The organism is Pseudoalteromonas sp. NJ631, assembly GCF_000276645.1.
Classification (GTDB): Bacteria; Pseudomonadota; Gammaproteobacteria; order Enterobacterales; family Alteromonadaceae; genus Pseudoalteromonas; species Pseudoalteromonas piscicida.
In genome coordinates, this window is record NZ_AKXJ01000018.1 from 91,310 (window position 1) to 109,002 (window position 17,693).

A 17,693-nucleotide genomic window follows, 5' to 3' on the forward strand; every position below is an offset into this window, starting at 1 on the left:
CTGCTAAACATCACGACGGTAGATATCAATATTGATTGATATCAGTAATAGAGCGCAGCTTATAGAGTTGCAAATGTGGGAAAAAATAATTTAAACCGACTCAATATAACCAAAAGTTATAAAGAAAGCGGTTAAATTTTACTTTCTTTATATTTCATTGGGTTAACTTAAGTTTTTGCTGTGATTTGACGATTATAGTGTTTGGTTATGAGATATTCATTTAATGAACAATAGTGAAAACCGTATCCGACAGCTAATTGTGAGCGGACATTTGTCCTATTGTTGGTGCTGCTGTATGCATTTAACTAGGCCTATTACATAGAGTGAAAAGGAACACGGTAATGACTTTACAATCTGATGCTCGGTTGTCGCTGAGTTTAATGGATTTGACCTCTTTGAAAGAGGACGATACGCCGGCAAGTATTCTCGCGTTATTGAATAGCATTAACCCTGATATTGGACTACCAGCGGCTATTTGTGTGTATCCGCAGTTTGTGACGTTAGTAAAAGAAGAATTGGAAAAGCGTGAGTGGTCGCAGATAAAAGTAGCAACGGTGACCAACTTCCCATCTGGAGAGCAAAAGCTCCAGCAGGTCATTGCACAAACTCATTCAGCAATCGCGGATGGTGCCGACGAAATTGATCTTGTGCTTCCTTATCAGCAGCTGATGGCGGGTGACCCAGATACACCTTGGCAATATGTGCATTCAAGCAAGCTTGCTTGCCAAGGTAAAGCAAAGCTCAAGGTCATCATCGAAAGTGGCGTATTGGCTAAGCCAAAGCTCATTGCGGAAGCCGCGCAGCTTGCCATTATGGCGGGCGCGGACTTTGTTAAAACAAGTACAGGGAAGGTTGCTGTCAATGCTACACCAGAAGCGGCTGAAGTTATCCTAAAGACAATCAAAAGCAGTGGTAAATCGGTTGGATTTAAAGCGGCCGGTGGAGTAAAGTCAGTCGTTGAAGCACAGCGATATTTACGATTGGCTGAAGAAATAATGGGGGCCGAGTGGCTCAATGCCAAGAACTTTAGATTCGGTGCTTCAAGCCTATTGAGTGATGTAGCAGTGGTTGTGAATGGACAGAGCGAGTGAAGCAGAAAAAATAAAACTTGAGCATGACGCGGCTAAACTGTTTTTACGCAGTTATGAAAAGCAGTTTGCAGTGCATATGCGCCATATTTGGCATAATGAGCCCAATAAACCGGACGTCAGTTGTTATCAGGGAAAAACACAGCTTGATATCGAAATAGCCCATTTTTATGCCAGTGAGAAAGAAGCGATGGCTGTGCTTGGGCGTCCGCTGTCGCTCTCCACGCAAAGAGAGCTGGCAGCAATGAGCCAAGCCGCTGACTCCGATCAACTGAGTATCGGTTTGCAGCGGCTGCTCAATCAAAAAGCCAAAAAACACTATGATTCACAACGTGTTTGGTTGTTAATTCGAAACGCCAGTCCCATTTATCATCTTGACGATTTTAAGCGCTTAAAAGCCACTTGGGAGATCCCTGATTGTCACCCATTTGAGCAAGTTTGGGTGCTTTGTGATTTTTATCACGGAGATTTATTGCGCCTTTTCTGAAGACGTCGCAAAACCAAGTTTAGATTAAATGTTACTTTGCATATCTTTTACACTTGTTTTCGTTTGCTTCGTCAGTATAATGGGCATCCACTTTGCAGGGGCGTAGTTCCAATTGGTAGAACAGCGGTCTCCAAAACCGATGGTTGCGGGTTCGAGTCCTGCCGCCCCTGCCAATTCAGCAACAAGTCCACATTTAAAATAACGTGACCCAAAACCACTTAAGTCGCTTATTTGTAAATTTGGATTGAATGGATTTACCCTGTTCTATGCAGGGTTGTTGTGTCTGTATTTAAGGTAAAATTGATTATGAGCACTAATGTTGAAAACTCGTCGAGCTCGATGGACACGGTAAAGTGGCTAGCTGCTATTGCACTTCTAACTGGTGCTGTAGTTGGTAATTATCTATATGCCGATTTATCTGTTTTAGTACGCGCTGTTGGCGTAGTTGCAGCTATCGCTGCGGCTTTGGGCATTTTGGTAACGACTGAAAAAGGCCGTACCTTTATCGCTTTTGCTAAAGAATCACGTATTGAAGTACGTAAAGTTATCTGGCCAACGCGTCAGGAAGCGACTCACACTACTTTCATCGTGATCATTGCAACGGTGATTATGGCATTAATCCTATGGGGATTAGATGGTATACTTTTCCGTGCAGTAGGCTTTTTAACTGGATTGGAGATCTGATCCCATGTCGGATGAGAACAAAGAAAAGAAATTACGTTGGTACGTGATCCAAGCGTTTTCAGGTTTTGAAAAACGCGTAGCACAAACCATTATCGAGCATATTAAAATCGAAGGGTTAGAAGACCTATTCGGTGAGATCCTTGTGCCGACTGAAGAAGTGGTTGAAATGCGTGCAGGTCAGAAACGTAAATCTGAGCGTAAATTCTTCCCTGGCTATGTATTAGTTCAAATGGTAATGGACGATGCGTCTTGGCACTTGGTGAATAGTACACCGCGTGTAATGGGCTTTGTTGGTGGTACGTCAGACCGTCCTGCACCAATCAGTCAAAAAGAAGCGGATCGTATTCTTAACCGTCTGCAAGAAAATGCTGAAGCACCGAAACCTGCTACTCTATTCGAGCCGGGTGAAGTGGTTCGTGTTACAGATGGTCCATTTGCTGACTTCAACGGTGTGGTTGAAGAAGTGGATTACGAAAAGAGTCGCCTGAAAGTATCGGTACTTATTTTCGGTCGTTCAACGCCTGTAGACCTAGAATTTGGTCAGGTTGAGAAAGACAAATAAATTCTAACTTGAAAAAGTTGTCAAAGGCCGCTGATTAATCTATAATCAGCGGCCTTTTTGTTGTACGCAAAAATATGCGGCAAAAAGACTGAATTTTTTAACTGGGAAGCCGTTTGAGTACGCGTCCTCGCGCGCACGAGGCAAAGACCCACAATTGAGGTATTATCATGGCTAAGAAAGTTGAAGCTCTAATCAAGCTACAAGTTGCTGCTGGTATGGCTAACCCTAGTCCTCCAGTAGGTCCTGCACTAGGTCAACACGGTGTAAACATCATGGAATTCTGTAAAGCGTTCAACGCACGTACAGAGTCTATCGAAAAAGGCGCACCTGTTCCTGTTGTTATTTCTGTTTATAGTGACCGTTCTTTCACTTTTGAAATGAAGACTCCACCTGCGGCATACCTTCTTAAAAAGGCTGCTGGTATCAAGTCTGGTTCTGGTCGTCCTAACACTGAAAAAGTTGGTACAGTTACTCGTGCTCAACTTGAAGAGATCGTTGAGACGAAACGTCCAGATCTTACTGCTGCTGATATGGACGCAGCTGTACGCACGATTGCAGGTTCTGCACGTGCAATGGGCTTGAACGTAGAGGAGTAATTGAGAATGGCTAAATTAACTAAGCGTATGCGTACTATCCGCGAAAAAGTGGATGCGACTAAAGAGTACGAAATCAACGAAGCTGTTGCTCTTCTAAAAGAACTTGCTACTGCTAAGTTCGTTGAAAGTGTTGACGTTGCTGTAAACCTAGGTATCGATGCTCGTAAATCTGACCAAAACGTACGTGGTGCAACTGTACTACCTCACGGTACTGGTCGTGATGTACGCGTAGCGGTATTCACTCAAGGTGCAAATGCTGAAGCTGCTAAAGAAGCTGGTGCTGATTTAGTAGGTATGGAAGACCTTGCAGAGCAAGTTAAAAAAGGCGAAATGAACTTTGACGTTGTTGTTGCTTCTCCAGATGCAATGCGCGTTGTTGGTCAACTAGGTCAAATCCTAGGTCCACGTGGTCTTATGCCTAACCCTAAGACAGGTACTGTAACGCCTAACGTTGCAGAAGCTGTTAAGAACGCTAAAGCTGGTCAGGTTCGTTACCGTAACGATAAGAACGGTATCATCCACACTACTATCGGTAAAGTAGACTTTGACGCTAACCAACTTCAAGAAAACCTTGAAGCGCTAATCATCGCGCTTAAGAAGGCTAAGCCTTCTACTGCAAAAGGTACTTTCGTGAAGAAAGTAAGCATCTCTACTACGATGGGTGCTGGTGTTGCTTTAGACCAAGCTACTCTAAATACTCAAGTAGTATAATTTAGAGTTTAGCGTTTACATGGCGTAAAAATTAGACTATAATTTTGCGCCATTTTGTAGAGAAGTGTACTTCTTTACAAAGCAAAGAATTCGGGTTGAAGCGCATAATTTCGAAAATTGTTTCCATCATGGTCTACAATGAAACGATAAATTGCGCTTCCGTCCAAGACCGTAGGTGGCTTCGGCCTTAATTGTCCTACGTAGACGGTGTGAATCCCAGCTAGATTTTCCTAATCTTCTGGCTCTCGCCGTAAAAAGCATCTCTGCTAAAGTTTTTAGCAGGGTAGAGTAGAACTGAAAAACATGTTTGTTTTTCTATAAACCAGGAGTAACACCCATGGCTTTAAATCTTCAAGACAAAAAAGCAATTGTTGCTGAAGTCAACGAAGCTGCCAAAGGTGCTCTTTCAGCAGTTGTTGCTGATTCTCGTGGTGTAACAGTAGGTGCAATCACTGCTCTTCGTAAAGAAGCTCGTGAAGCTGGTGTATGGATGAAAGTTGTTCGTAACACCCTAGCTAGACGTGCGGTTGAAGGCACTGATTACGAATGCCTTAATGAATCACTAGTTGGTCCAAGCCTAATCGCTTTCTCTTCAGAGCACCCTGGTGCTGCTGCGCGTATCTTTGCAGATTTCGCGAAAAAGAACGAAGCATTTGAGCTTAAAACTGCTGCATTCGAAGGCAAAATCGTTGACGTAGATATGCTTGCTAAGCTACCTACTTACGACGAAGCTGTTGCACGCTTAATGAGCGCTATGAAAGAAGCGTCTGCTGGCAAATTGTGTAAAACAATTGAAGCGGTACGTGTACAGAAAGCTGAGCAAGCTGCTTAATCTAAGCAACGCTCCTTTCTTTAATAAATTTTTTGAACCGCATGGGTTCGTAAATAATTAGGAAATTTGAAATGTCTGTAACTAAAGACCAAATCCTTGACGCTATTGCTGAAATGTCAGTAATGGAAGTTGTTGAACTAGTTGAAGCTATGGAAGAGAAGTTCGGTGTAACTGCAGCTGCTGCTGTTGTTGCTGCTGGTCCTGCTGAAGCTGCTGAAGAAAAGACTGAGTTCGACGTAATCCTAGCTGCTGCTGGCGGTAACAAAGTTGCTGCAATCAAAGCGGTACGTGGCGCAACAGGTCTAGGCCTTAAAGAAGCTAAAGCTCTAGTTGAGTCTGCTCCTGCACCTATCAAAGAAGGTGTATCTAAGGAAGAAGCTGAAGCTCTTAAGAAAGATCTTGAAGAAGCTGGTGCTCAAGTTGAGATCAAGTAATCTAGCTCCCGCTAGGTTCGCTGCCTGAGAAATCAGGCAAGGGCTGGTGATTATTTAATCACCGGCCCTTTTGCGCTATAGAGATATGCATTTCTATCGTGCATAAATCTTCGAATTTCACTGTAATTTTCAATAACTTAGAAGTTTTTGTTGAAAATCGCAATGGCATTTGAAGTAACACTGATTTGATGACATTAACGATTTGAATATAGCCTGAATTGTGCTCATTTAAGCCGTTAGTTAAGCAAGTTAGTGTGACAATTTAGATGTTGTTATCATGGCTTAGATGCCAGTGAAGTCTGTTCAATTTTGGACAGGTTGGGTCAAAGATCAGCAAGCTGAGGAACCCCATGGCTTACTCTTATTCTGAAAAGAAACGTATCCGTAAGGATTTTGGTAAACGTCCACAGGTTTTGGACATACCTTTCCTACTGCAAATGCAGTTGGAATCGTTCGATAAGTTCATTGCGCCTGATGCCGATGGCGATACTGGATTGGAAGCTGCTTTCCGTTCTGTATTCCCTATCAAGAGCTACTCGGGCAACTCTGAACTTCAATACGTCAGTTATCGTATTGGCGAGCCAGTATTTGACGTTAAAGAATGTCAAATTCGCGGTGTGACATATTCTGCTCCACTTCGCGTTAAACTACGTCTTGTGCTAATGGACAAAGATGCACCTGGCACAGTCAAAGACATAAAAGAGCAAGAAGTTTACATGGGCGAAATCCCGCTCATGACAGACACCGGTACTTTTGTAATCAATGGTACTGAGCGTGTTATCGTTTCTCAGCTACACCGTTCACCTGGTGTATTCTTTGATAACGACCGTGGTAAATCACACTCATCTGGTAAAGTGTTATATAACGCACGTGTGATCCCTTACCGTGGTTCATGGCTTGACTTTGAATTCGACGTTAAAGATAACCTTTACGTTCGTATTGACCGTCGCCGTAAACTACCAGCATCTATCATCTTACGTGCACTAGAGTTCACTTCAGAAGAAATCTTGGCACTATTCTTTGAAACGACAAGTTTCGAAGTAAAAGATGGCAAAGTGTTGATGGAACTTGTGCCTTCACGCCTACGTGGTGAAACCGCTGCATTTGATATTAAAGATGCAAACGGTGACGTATTGGTTGAAAAAGGCCGTCGTATTACTGCACGCCACATTAAGAGCATCGAAAAGCAAGGCATCGACACTCTTGAAGTACCGCATGAGTACATCATCGGTCGTGTTGTTGCTAAAAACTATATCGACGAATCAACAGGCGAAGTGATTGCAGAAGCGAACACTGAACTATCACTAGAGCTTATGGCTGAATTGGTGAAAGCGGGTCACTCAAAGATCGATACGCTTTACATCAACGAAGTAGACAGCGGTGCGTACATGTCAGAGACATTACGTGTTGATTCTACTAACAATCGCCTAGAAGCATTGGTAGAAATCTATCGCATGATGCGCCCTGGTGAGCCACCAACAAAAGAAGCTGCAGAAGCGTTATTTGATAACCTATTCTTCTCTGAAGAGCGCTACGACCTCTCAACGGTTGGTCGTATGAAGTTCAATAGCCGTGTTGGTTATGATTCAGATGAAGGTAACGGTACGCTATCTAAAGAAGATATCGTGAGCGTGATGAAGGTATTGATCGACATCCGTAACGGTAAAGGCGATGTTGATGACATCGACCACTTAGGTAACCGTCGTATCCGTTCTGTAGGTGAAATGGCTGAAAACCAATTCCGTGTAGGTCTTGTACGTGTTGAACGTGCAGTACGTGAGCGTCTAAGTCTTGGTGACCTAGATAACGTTATGCCACAGGATTTGATCAACGCTAAGCCAATCTCTGCAGCAGTAAAAGAATTCTTTGGTTCTTCACAGCTTTCACAATTTATGGACCAGAACAACCCGCTTTCAGAAGTAACGCACAAACGTCGTATTTCTGCATTAGGTCCGGGTGGTCTAACTCGTGAGCGTGCTGGCTTCGAAGTACGTGACGTACACGTAACGCACTACGGTCGTGTTTGTCCTATCGAAACGCCTGAAGGTCCAAACATCGGTCTAATCAACTCGCTATCTACTTACGCGCGTACAAACGACTATGGTTTCTTAGAGACTCCATACCGCAAAGTAGTAGACGGTATCGTTACTGACGATGTTGATTACCTATCAGCAATTGAAGAAGGTCAGTTCGTTATCGCACAGGCGAATACAACGCTAACTGATGACAACCAATTTGCTGAAGAATTGATTCCATGTCGTTTTAAAGGTGAATCAACCTTTATGCCAAGCGACAGCATCCAGTATATGGACGTATCTCCACAGCAGGTAATCTCTGTGGCTGCAGCGCTTATTCCATTCCTAGAACACGATGACGCGAACCGCGCATTGATGGGATCGAACATGCAACGTCAAGCTGTACCTACACTACGTGCTGATAAGCCGCTAGTTGGTACTGGTATTGAGCGTACACTAGCGAAAGACTCTGGTGTAACAATCGTTGCTAAACGTGGCGGTATCGTTAAGTATGCTGATGCGAGCCGTATTGTTGTTAACGTTAATGAAGATGAGCGCATCCAAGGTGAAGCGGGCATCGACATCTATAACTTAACTAAGTACACACGTTCAAACCAAAACACGTGTATCAACCAGAAACCAACTTGTATGGTTGGTGAGCCGGTGGTACGTGGTGACGTGCTTGCTGATGGTCCTTCAACAGACCTAGGTGACTTAGCACTTGGTCAGAACCTACGCGTTGCGTTCATGCCTTGGAATGGTTACAACTTCGAGGATTCAATCCTACTTTCAGAGAATGTTGTAAAAGAAGATCGTCTAACGACTATCCACATTCAAGAGCTTCAGTGTATTGCTCGTGATACTAAGCTTGGTCCAGAAGAAATCACTGCGGATATTCCAAACGTAGGTGAGTCTGCACTAGGTAAGCTTGACGAATCAGGCGTTGTATATATTGGTGCTGAAGTGAAAGGCGGCGACATCCTTGTAGGTAAAGTAACGCCTAAAGGTGAAACGCAGCTAACACCTGAAGAAAAGCTACTACGTGCTATCTTCGGTGAAAAAGCGTCTGACGTTAAAGACAGCTCACTACGTGTACCTAACTCTGTATCTGGTACGGTTATCGACGTACAAGTGTTTACGCGTGACGGTGTTGAAAAAGACAAACGTGCACTAGAAGTTGAAGATATGCAGCTTCGCGAAGCGAAGAAAGACTTCAACGAAGAGTTCAGAATCCTTGAAGGCGGTATCCTGACTCACGCTCGTAACCTACTGATTAAATCAGGTATGAGTGAAGAGCAGCTTGCTGGCTTTAACACTGAGAAGCTACTAACACAAAGCCTTGCTGATGAAGAGCATCAAGCAGAGCTTGAGCAACTAGCTGCACAGTATGACGAGCTTAAAGCTGACTACGATAAGCGTTTCGAGAACAAGCGTCGTAAGATCACTCAAGGTGATGACCTAGCGCCTGGCGTACTTAAGATTGTTAAAGTATACCTAGCTGTTAAACGTCGTATCCAACCTGGTGATAAAATGGCGGGTCGTCACGGTAACAAGGGTGTAATCTCAACTATCGTTCCTGTTGAAGACATGCCTTACGATGATAAAGGTCGTACTGTAGATATCGTACTTAACCCACTGGGTGTACCATCTCGTATGAACATCGGTCAGATCCTAGAAACTCACATGGGTCTAGCTGCTCGTGGTATCGGTGAACGTCTTGAAGAAATGATGAAAGAGCAACGTGAAATTCACGAGCTACGCGAATTCATCAAGAAAGCTTACGAAATCGGTGACTGCCGTCAGAAAGTAGATATTGCTAACTTCTCTGATGATGAAATCCGTCGCTTGGCAGATAACCTTAAAGGTGGTCTTCCAATCGCAACACCAGCATTTGATGGTGCACGTGAAGCTGAAATCAAAGACATGCTAGAGCTTGGTGGTTATCCAAGAAGTGGTCAGGTGACGTTATATGATGGTCGTACTGGTGATGCATTTGAGCGTCAAGTAACAGTCGGCTACATGTACATGCTGAAACTGAACCACCTTGTTGATGACAAGATGCACGCGCGTTCAACAGGTTCTTACAGCCTAGTTACTCAGCAGCCGCTGGGTGGTAAGGCACAGTTCGGTGGTCAGCGTTTCGGTGAGATGGAGGTATGGGCACTAGAAGCATACGGTGCTGCCTACACGCTACAAGAAATGTTGACAGTGAAGTCGGATGACGTTAACGGTCGTACTAAGATGTATAAGAACATCGTAGACGGTAACCACAAGATGGAACCGGGTATGCCTGAGTCGTTCAACGTACTGTTGAAAGAAATCCGCTCGCTAGGTATCAACATCGAGTTGGAAGAAATTTAATCCGACCGCCGCAGTGCGCTGCGGCGTTGCATAACTGCAACCGGACTGAAAAGAATGTAGGGGTGAGCGTGGCTTGCCCTCAAGATTAACCTCCGACAGGAGAGCTAAGGTGAAAGACTTACTTAAGTTTCTGAAGCAACAAAATAAGACCGAAGAATTCGATGCAATTCGCATTGGTCTTGCTTCGCCAGACATGGTGCGTTCATGGTCTTACGGTGAAGTAAAGAAACCTGAGACAATCAACTACCGTACTTTCAAGCCTGAGCGTGATGGCTTATTCTGTGCCCGTATCTTCGGCCCAGTAAAAGATTACGAGTGTTTGTGTGGTAAATACAAGCGCTTGAAGCACCGTGGTGTTATCTGTGAAAAGTGTGGCGTTGAAGTAACGCTAACAAAAGTACGTCGTGACCGTATGGGTCACATCGAGCTGGCTAGTCCAGTTGCGCATATTTGGTTCTTGAAATCACTTCCGTCACGTATCGGCCTAATGCTAGACATGACGCTTCGTGATATTGAGCGCGTACTTTATTTCGAATCATTCGTGGTTACTGAGCCAGGTATGACTACGCTTGAGCGCGGTCAGCTACTAGGTGAAGAAGAATACCTAGATGCACTTGAAGAGCACGGTGATGAGTTCGAAGCGAAGATGGGTGCAGAAGCTGTACTTGATCTACTTCGTGACCTAGACCTTGGTCAGTTAATCGCTGAAATGCGTGAAGAGTTGCCAACAATCAACTCTGAAACTAAGCGTAAGAAAATCACTAAGCGTCTTAAACTAATGGAAGCGTTCCACCAATCAGGTAACAACCCTGAGTGGATGGTAATGAGCGTGCTACCGGTTCTTCCACCAGATCTACGTCCTCTAGTACCACTAGACGGCGGTCGTTTTGCGACTTCAGATCTGAACGACCTTTACCGTCGTGTGATCAACCGTAACAACCGTTTGAAGCGTCTTCTAGACCTAGCTGCACCAGACATCATCGTACGTAACGAAAAGCGTATGCTTCAAGAAGCGGTTGATGCGCTACTTGATAATGGTCGTCGTGGCCGTGCAATTACAGGTTCTAACAAGCGTCCACTGAAGTCGCTTGCTGACATGATCAAAGGTAAGCAAGGTCGTTTCCGTCAAAACCTTCTAGGTAAGCGTGTTGACTACTCAGGCCGTTCTGTTATCACCGTTGGTCCTACACTGAAACTACATCAGTGTGGTCTACCTAAGAAGATGGCACTTGAGCTATTCAAGCCATTTATCTACGGTAAACTAGAGCGCCGTGGTATGGCGACAACCATCAAAGCTGCGAAGAAGATGGTTGAGCGTGAAGTACCAGAGGTTTGGGACGTACTAGACGAAGTTATCCGTGAGCACCCGGTTTTACTTAACCGTGCGCCAACACTTCACCGTCTAGGTATCCGAGCATTCGAACCTGTACTTATCGAAGGTAAAGCGATCCACCTTCACCCGCTAGTGTGTGCGGCGTATAACGCTGACTTCGATGGTGACCAAATGGCTGTTCACGTACCACTGACGCTTGAAGCGCAGTTGGAAGCGCGTGCATTGATGATGTCTACCAACAACATCCTAGCACCAGCTAACGGTGAGCCAATCATCGTTCCTTCACAGGACGTTGTACTAGGTCTTTACTACATGACTCGCGATCGCATCAACGGTAAAGGTGAAGGCACTGTATTTAAAGATGCTAAAGAAGCTGAAAAAGCATACCGTGTAGGTGCTGCTGAGCTTCACGCTCGTGTTAAAGTGCGTATCACAGAAGTGACTATCGACGAAGAAACACGTGAGCGCGGCACTTTAACTCACCTAGTAGATACGACAGTAGGTCGTGCAATCCTTTCATTGAATATCCCTGAAGGCTTGCCGTTTGAACTGATCAACAAACCACTAGGTAAGAAACAAATTTCTGGTCTTCTTAACGAGTGTTACCGTCGTCTAGGTCTTAAAGATACTGTTATCTTTGCTGACCAAGTGATGTATACCGGTTTCCACTACGCGATGAAGTCAGGTGTTTCTATCGGTATCAATGACATGGTAATCCCACCAACTAAAGGTGAGATCATCGATCGTGCGGAAGCTGAAGTTGCAGAAATCAACCAACAGTTCCAATCAGGTCTTGTAACTGCCGGTGAGAAATACAACAAAGTTATCGATATCTGGTCACGTGTAAACGAAAACCTTTCTCGCGAGATGATGGCTAACCTTTCAAAAGAAACGGTTATCAACGCTGAAGGTAACGAAGAAGAGCAACCGTCATTTAACTCAGTGTTTATGATAGCAGACTCAGGCGCTCGTGGTAGTGCAGCTCAGATCCGTCAGCTAGCGGGTATGCGTGGTCTAATGGCACGTCCAGATGGTTCAATCATCGAAACGCCGATTACAGCGAACTTCCGTGAAGGTCTAAACGTACTACAGTACTTTATCTCGACGCACGGTGCGCGTAAGGGTCTAGCGGATACGGCACTTAAGACAGCGAACTCGGGTTACCTAACTCGTCGTCTAGTAGACGTAGCACAAGATTTGGTTATCAATGAATCAGACTGTGGTACCGAAGAAGGTCTAGTAATGAAGCCGCTAATTGAAGGTGGTGACGTTGTAGAGCCGCTTCGTGAGCGTGTACTAGGTCGTGTTGTTGCTGAAGACGTGGTTAAGCCTGGTACAACAGAAGTACTGGTTGAACGTAACGTAATGATTGACGAAAAACTGTGTGACCTTCTAGAAGAGCACTCAGTAGACGAAGTTAAAGTACGTTCTGTAATCACCTGTCAAAACGACTTTGGTGTGTGTGCACACTGTTATGGTCGTGACTTGGCACGTGGCCACATCATCAACCCTGGTGAAGCAGTTGGTGTAATCGCGGCACAGTCAATCGGTGAGCCGGGTACACAGCTTACGATGCGTACATTCCACATCGGTGGTGCGGCATCACGAGCTTCTGCAGAGAACAGTGTTCAAGTTAAGAACAATGGTAATCTGAAACTTCACAATGCGAAGTTTGTAATCAATGCTGATGGCAAAATCGTTATCACGTCTCGTTCAACTGAGATCACGATAATCGATGAGCACGGTCGTGAGAAAGAGCGTTATAAAGTTCCTTACGGTGCAGTATTAACTGTACAAGATGGTGCTGACGTTAAAGGTAACGATATCGTTGCTACTTGGGATCCGCATAGCCACCCAATTATCATTGAACATGAGTCAAAAGTATCGTTCAGCGATATCGATGATTCAAACACTGAAGCACAGACTGATGAATTAACTGGTCTAACACGTGTGGTTGTTAAGGATCTTGCGAAAGTAAACGCGAAAGAGCCTAAACTAATCATTGAGAACGAAGAACGTGGTCTTCAAGAGATCCGTCTACCTTCATTCACAACGATTGAAATCACAGATGGTGCAACAGTACTACCTGGTTCGGTACTGGCTCGTATTCCACAAGAAGGTTCGAAGACTCGTGACATCACGGGTGGTCTACCTCGAGTTGCTGACCTATTCGAAGCGCGTAAGCCAAAAGATCCTGCAATTCTTGCAGAAATCACAGGTACCGTTAGCTTCGGTAAAGAGACTAAAGGTAAGAAACGTCTTGTGATCACACCGGAAGAGGGTGATGCATACGAAGAGATGATCCCGAAATGGCGTCAGCTTAACGTGTTCGAAGGTGAGCAAGTGGCTAAAGGTGAAGTAATCGCCGATGGTCCAGAGTCTCCGCACGACATCCTACGTCTACGTGGTGTTACTGATGTATCTAACTACATCACTAACGAAGTACAAGAAGTATACCGTCTACAGGGCGTAAAGATTAACGATAAGCACATTGAGACTATCGTTCGTCAGATGCTTCGTAAGTGTATCATCCTTGATGGTGGTGACAGTGAATTCCTAGTAGGCGAGCAAGCTGAAGTTGCACGTGTAAACATCGCTAACCGTGAACTAGAAATGCAAGGTAAGATCCCAGCTAAGTTTGAAATCCAACTAATGGGTATTACTAAAGCGTCACTTGCGACTGAATCGTTTATTTCTGCGGCATCGTTCCAGGAAACAACACGTGTTCTAACCGAAGCTGCGGTTAACGGTAAGAGCGATGAGCTACGTGGTCTGAAAGAAAACGTAATCGTGGGTCGTTTGATCCCAGCGGGTACAGGTTTCGCATACCATGAAGAGCGCATCAACCGTCGTAAGCAAGGTGAAGCAGCTGTTGAAGAGCAAACAGTAAGTGCTGAAGAGGCAACTCAAGCGCTAACAGACGCACTAAACGCTGATCTACTAGGTGGCAACGAGTAATCCTCGCCATTTAGCGAATTAATTGAAAAGCCGCTGTGTGAATACAGCGGTTTTTTTATGCCTTTTCAACTCGCCGGTCGAATTGCCATCAAAGCGTCACATCAATATGTATACTGCAACAAAGGCTTTTCAATGCAATCGCTAACTTTTGTTAACTTTCAATAGCTTCGCAGACAAAACCATCCGAATTGCATGCATTTACTTAGCGCTGATGACGACTTTTGGTTGACAGGTTAAACTTTGGTCATTAAAATTCGGCCACCCATTTTAGTCGTTCAAGAAAATTGGATTTGACCTAAATGGTAAGATTTTATTTTTCAGTAGTAATTTATTAATTCAGGAGCTATTTAATGGCAACTATTAACCAGCTAGTGCGTAAGCCACGTCGTAGCAAGGTTACAAAGAGCAACTCTGCTGCTCTTAAAGCTTGTCCACAAAAGCGTGGTGTATGTACTCGTGTATATACAACAACACCTAAGAAACCAAACTCTGCATTACGTAAAGTAGCGCGTGTACGTTTAACTAACGGTTTCGAAGTAACTTCATACATTGGTGGTGAAGGTCACAACCTACAAGAGCACAGTGTAATCCTAATCCGTGGTGGTCGTGTTAAAGACTTACCAGGTGTGCGTTTCCACACTGTTCGTGGTGCACTTGACTGTGCAGGCGTAAACGACCGTAGACAGGCTCGTTCTAAGTACGGTGCAAAACGTCCTAAGGGCTAATGGTTCTCCGTTAGTAAGGCCAAGCACTTAAGTTTTAAATTTTTATATATTGTTTTGGGAATCCGTGTTTAGCACGGACCTGAAGATACCGGAGAAAGAAAATGCCTAGAAGACGCGTAATAGGTCAACGTAAAATTCTTCCAGATCCGAAGTTCGGATCAGAGCTTCTTGCTAAATTCGTTAACGTAGTAATGCTTGACGGCAAGAAATCTACTGCTGAAAAAATCGTATATGGTGCGCTAGACGTGGCTGCTGAAAAATCAGGCAAGTCGCACCTAGAAATCTTTGAATCTGCACTTGATAACGTTCGCCCACAGGTAGAGGTTAAATCTCGCCGTGTTGGTGGTTCAACGTACCAAGTACCAGTTGAAGTACGTCCAGTGCGTCGTAACGCACTAGGTATGCGTTGGTTGGTTGAAGCTGCACGTAAGCGTGGCGAAAAATCAATGGGTCTTCGTCTTGCTCAAGAGATGATCGACGCTGCTGAAAACAAAGGCACTGCGGTTAAGAAACGTGAAGACGTTCACCGTATGGCTGAAGCGAACAAAGCATTCGCTCACTACCGTTGGTAATCTGCTAACACCCTTTAAGAGGATATTATGGCACGGACAACTCCGATTGAGCGCTACCGTAACATTGGTATATGTGCTCACGTAGATGCGGGTAAAACAACTACGACCGAGCGCGTACTTTTCTATACTGGTCTTTCTCATAAGATTGGTGAGGTACATGACGGTGCCGCAACTATGGACTGGATGGAGCAGGAGCAAGAGCGTGGTATCACGATCACTTCTGCTGCAACGACGTGTTTCTGGAAAGGGATGGATGCTCAGTTTGATGAGCATCGTGTAAACATCATCGATACTCCAGGACACGTAGATTTTACTATCGAAGTAGAGCGTTCATTGCGCGTACTTGATGGTGCTGTTGTTGTGTTATGTGCTTCATCAGGTGTGCAACCGCAAACTGAGACCGTTTGGCGTCAGGCAAATAAATACGAAGTACCACGTATGATTTTCGTCAATAAGATGGATCGTACGGGTGCTAATTTCTTGTCTGTTGTTGAACAAGTTAAAAAACGTCTCGGTGCTACACCTGTGCCTATTCAGCTACCAATTGGTGCTGAAGATGAATTTAAAGGTGTTATTGACCTTATCAAGATGAAAGCGATTAACTGGAATGAAGAAGACCAGGGGATGACTTTCAACTACGAAGAGGTCCCTGCAGATCTTCTTGAGCTTGCTGAAGAATGGCGTTCTCATCTAATTGAGAGCGCTGCAGAAGCTTCTGAAGAGCTAATGGAAAAATATCTTGAAGATGGTGAGTTGAGCGAAGAAGAGATTAAATCAGCCCTTCGCCAACGCACATTGGCCAATGAAATTGTGCCAATGACGACAGGTAGTGCATTCAAGAACAAAGGTGTTCAGGCTGTGCTTGACGCTGTGATTGAATTCATGCCTTCGCCTACTGAAGTAAAAGCTATCCAAGGTGTCTTAGAAGACGAATCCGAAGATACGCGTGAAGCTGACGATAATGCACCGTTTGCGGCGCTTGCATTTAAGATCGCAACCGATCCATTCGTTGGCACACTTACTTTCTTCCGAGTTTACTCTGGTAAAGTTAGCCAAGGTGATTCGGTACTAAATCCTGTTAAAGGTAAAAAAGAGCGTTTTGGACGTATTGTTCAAATGCACTCTAACTCACGTGAAGAGATTAAAGAAGTTCATGCGGGTGACATCGCGGCTGCTATCGGCCTAAAAGATGTGACTACTGGTGATACACTTTGTGCTCAAGATGCCCCAATTACGTTAGAACGTATGGAGTTCCCTGAGCCTGTAATCTCGGTCGCAGTAGAACCTAAAACAGTAGCTGACCAAGAAAAAATGGGCGTTGCGCTTGGTAAACTTGCAGCAGAAGATCCTTCATTCCGTGTAGAAACGGACGAAGAATCAGGTCAGACGATTATCTCTGGTATGGGTGAACTTCACTTAGATATCATTGTCGATCGTATGAAGCGTGAGTTTAACGTTGTCTGTAACGTTGGTAAGCCTCAGGTTGCATACCGTGAAACTATCCGAGCTTCTGTTGAAGCTGAAGGTAAGTTTGTGCGTCAATCTGGTGGTCGTGGTCAATATGGTCACGTTTGGTTGAAGCTAGAACCAATGGATGTCTCTGATGATGATGCGCCAATATACGAATTCGTTAACGAAATCGTAGGTGGTACAGTACCAAAAGAGTATATCCCAGCGGTTGATAAAGGTATTCAAGAGCAGATGAAGCAAGGTGTTCTTGCCGGTTATCCGCTATTGGGTGTTAAAGCTACCCTGTTTGATGGCTCGTTCCACGATGTTGACTCAAACGAGATGGCGTTTAAGATCGCAGGTTCGATGGGCTTTAGAAAGGGCGCGCTTGAAGCAAGTCCGGTTCTACTTGAGCCTGTCATGAAAGTAGAAGTAATCACCCCTGAAGAAAACATGGGTGATGTAGTAGGCGACTTAAACCGTCGTCGTGGCATAATTGAAGGCATGGAAGAAGCATTTGGTGGCTCGAAGCAAATTAATGCTCAGGTACCGCTTTCTGAAATGTTTGGTTATGCAACAGACTTACGCTCCGCTACACAAGGGCGCGCATCATACTCTATGGAATTCCTAAAGTATGCTGAAGCGGCTAAAAACGTAGCTGATGCAATAATTGCAGCTCGCGCTGTTAAGTAATTTTAGTTCGGTCCGGTCTTAGGGCTGGACTTTAATTTCTTTATAGGAAATTTGAAAATGGCAAAAGAAAAGTTTGAACGCGTAAAACCGCACGTAAACGTAGGTACTATCGGCCACGTTGACCACGGTAAAACTACACTAACTGCAGCAATCACTAACGTACTTGCAAAAGTATACGGTGGTACAGCAAAAG

At 44.6% G+C, this 17,693-nt stretch carries 14 protein-coding genes and 1 tRNA gene; all 15 read left to right on the top strand.

Annotation, left to right across the window (positions count from 1 at the left end):
• Positions 1-341 precede the first annotated feature (341 nt).
• Complete coding sequence (gene deoC / locus A587_RS0121340) at positions 342-1,091, top strand: deoxyribose-phosphate aldolase (RefSeq protein WP_017219217.1); 750 nt, start codon at positions 342-344, stop codon at positions 1,089-1,091.
• Positions 1,075-1,575, top strand: coding sequence for a hypothetical protein (locus tag A587_RS0121345; RefSeq protein WP_017219218.1), 501 nt, complete (start codon positions 1,075-1,077; stop codon positions 1,573-1,575). Before deoC ends, A587_RS0121345 begins: the two co-directional genes overlap by 17 nt.
• Before the next feature lie 96 nt (positions 1,576-1,671).
• Positions 1,672-1,748 (top strand) — tRNA-Trp (locus A587_RS0121350).
• A 133-nt stretch (positions 1,749-1,881) separates the two neighbouring features.
• Positions 1,882-2,259 carry a preprotein translocase subunit SecE gene (secE, locus tag A587_RS0121355; protein ID WP_010376231.1) on the top strand — a complete coding sequence of 126 codons (378 nt, stop codon included), beginning with the start codon at positions 1,882-1,884 and terminating at the stop codon, positions 2,257-2,259.
• Between the two features lie 4 nt (positions 2,260-2,263).
• The gene (gene nusG, locus A587_RS0121360) at positions 2,264-2,821 is read left to right on the top strand and encodes a transcription termination/antitermination protein NusG (protein ID WP_010376230.1); all 558 of its coding nucleotides are present in this window, start codon (positions 2,264-2,266) and stop codon (positions 2,819-2,821) included.
• A gap of 167 nt (positions 2,822-2,988) precedes the next feature.
• Entirely contained in the window at positions 2,989-3,417 is a 429-nt protein-coding gene (gene rplK, locus A587_RS0121365; protein WP_010376229.1) for a 50S ribosomal protein L11, read from the top strand.
• Between the two features lie 6 nt (positions 3,418-3,423).
• Positions 3,424-4,128 (top strand): 50S ribosomal protein L1, encoded by a 705-nt coding sequence (gene rplA / locus A587_RS0121370; RefSeq protein WP_010376228.1) that lies wholly within the window; start codon positions 3,424-3,426, stop codon positions 4,126-4,128.
• Positions 4,129-4,465: 337 nt separating this feature from the next.
• Entirely contained in the window at positions 4,466-4,960 is a 495-nt protein-coding gene (gene rplJ, locus A587_RS0121375; protein ID WP_010376227.1) for a 50S ribosomal protein L10, read from the top strand.
• Positions 4,961-5,031: 71 nt separating this feature from the next.
• Positions 5,032-5,394, top strand: a complete 363-nt coding sequence (gene rplL / locus A587_RS0121380; RefSeq protein WP_010376226.1) for a 50S ribosomal protein L7/L12 — start codon at positions 5,032-5,034, stop codon at positions 5,392-5,394.
• A 350-nt stretch (positions 5,395-5,744) separates the two neighbouring features.
• Positions 5,745-9,770 (top strand): DNA-directed RNA polymerase subunit beta, encoded by a 4,026-nt coding sequence (gene rpoB / locus A587_RS0121385; RefSeq protein ID WP_017219219.1) that lies wholly within the window; start codon positions 5,745-5,747, stop codon positions 9,768-9,770.
• 109 nt (positions 9,771-9,879) lie between these two features.
• The gene (gene rpoC / locus A587_RS0121390) at positions 9,880-14,061 is read left to right on the top strand and encodes a DNA-directed RNA polymerase subunit beta' (RefSeq protein WP_017219220.1); all 4,182 of its coding nucleotides are present in this window, start codon (positions 9,880-9,882) and stop codon (positions 14,059-14,061) included.
• Positions 14,062-14,411: 350 nt separating this feature from the next.
• On the top strand, positions 14,412-14,786 hold the full coding sequence (rpsL, locus tag A587_RS0121395) for a 30S ribosomal protein S12 (protein ID WP_010367657.1): 375 nt from the start codon (positions 14,412-14,414) through the stop codon (positions 14,784-14,786).
• Positions 14,787-14,887: 101 nt separating this feature from the next.
• Positions 14,888-15,358 (top strand): 30S ribosomal protein S7, encoded by a 471-nt coding sequence (rpsG, locus tag A587_RS0121400; protein ID WP_010376219.1) that lies wholly within the window; start codon positions 14,888-14,890, stop codon positions 15,356-15,358.
• 27 nt (positions 15,359-15,385) lie between these two features.
• Positions 15,386-17,500, top strand: a complete 2,115-nt coding sequence (gene fusA / locus A587_RS0121405; RefSeq protein ID WP_017219221.1) for an elongation factor G — start codon at positions 15,386-15,388, stop codon at positions 17,498-17,500.
• 57 nt (positions 17,501-17,557) lie between these two features.
• On the top strand, positions 17,558-17,693 hold a 136-nt coding region (locus A587_RS24255), incomplete at its 3' end, for a GTP-binding protein (RefSeq protein ID WP_017219222.1).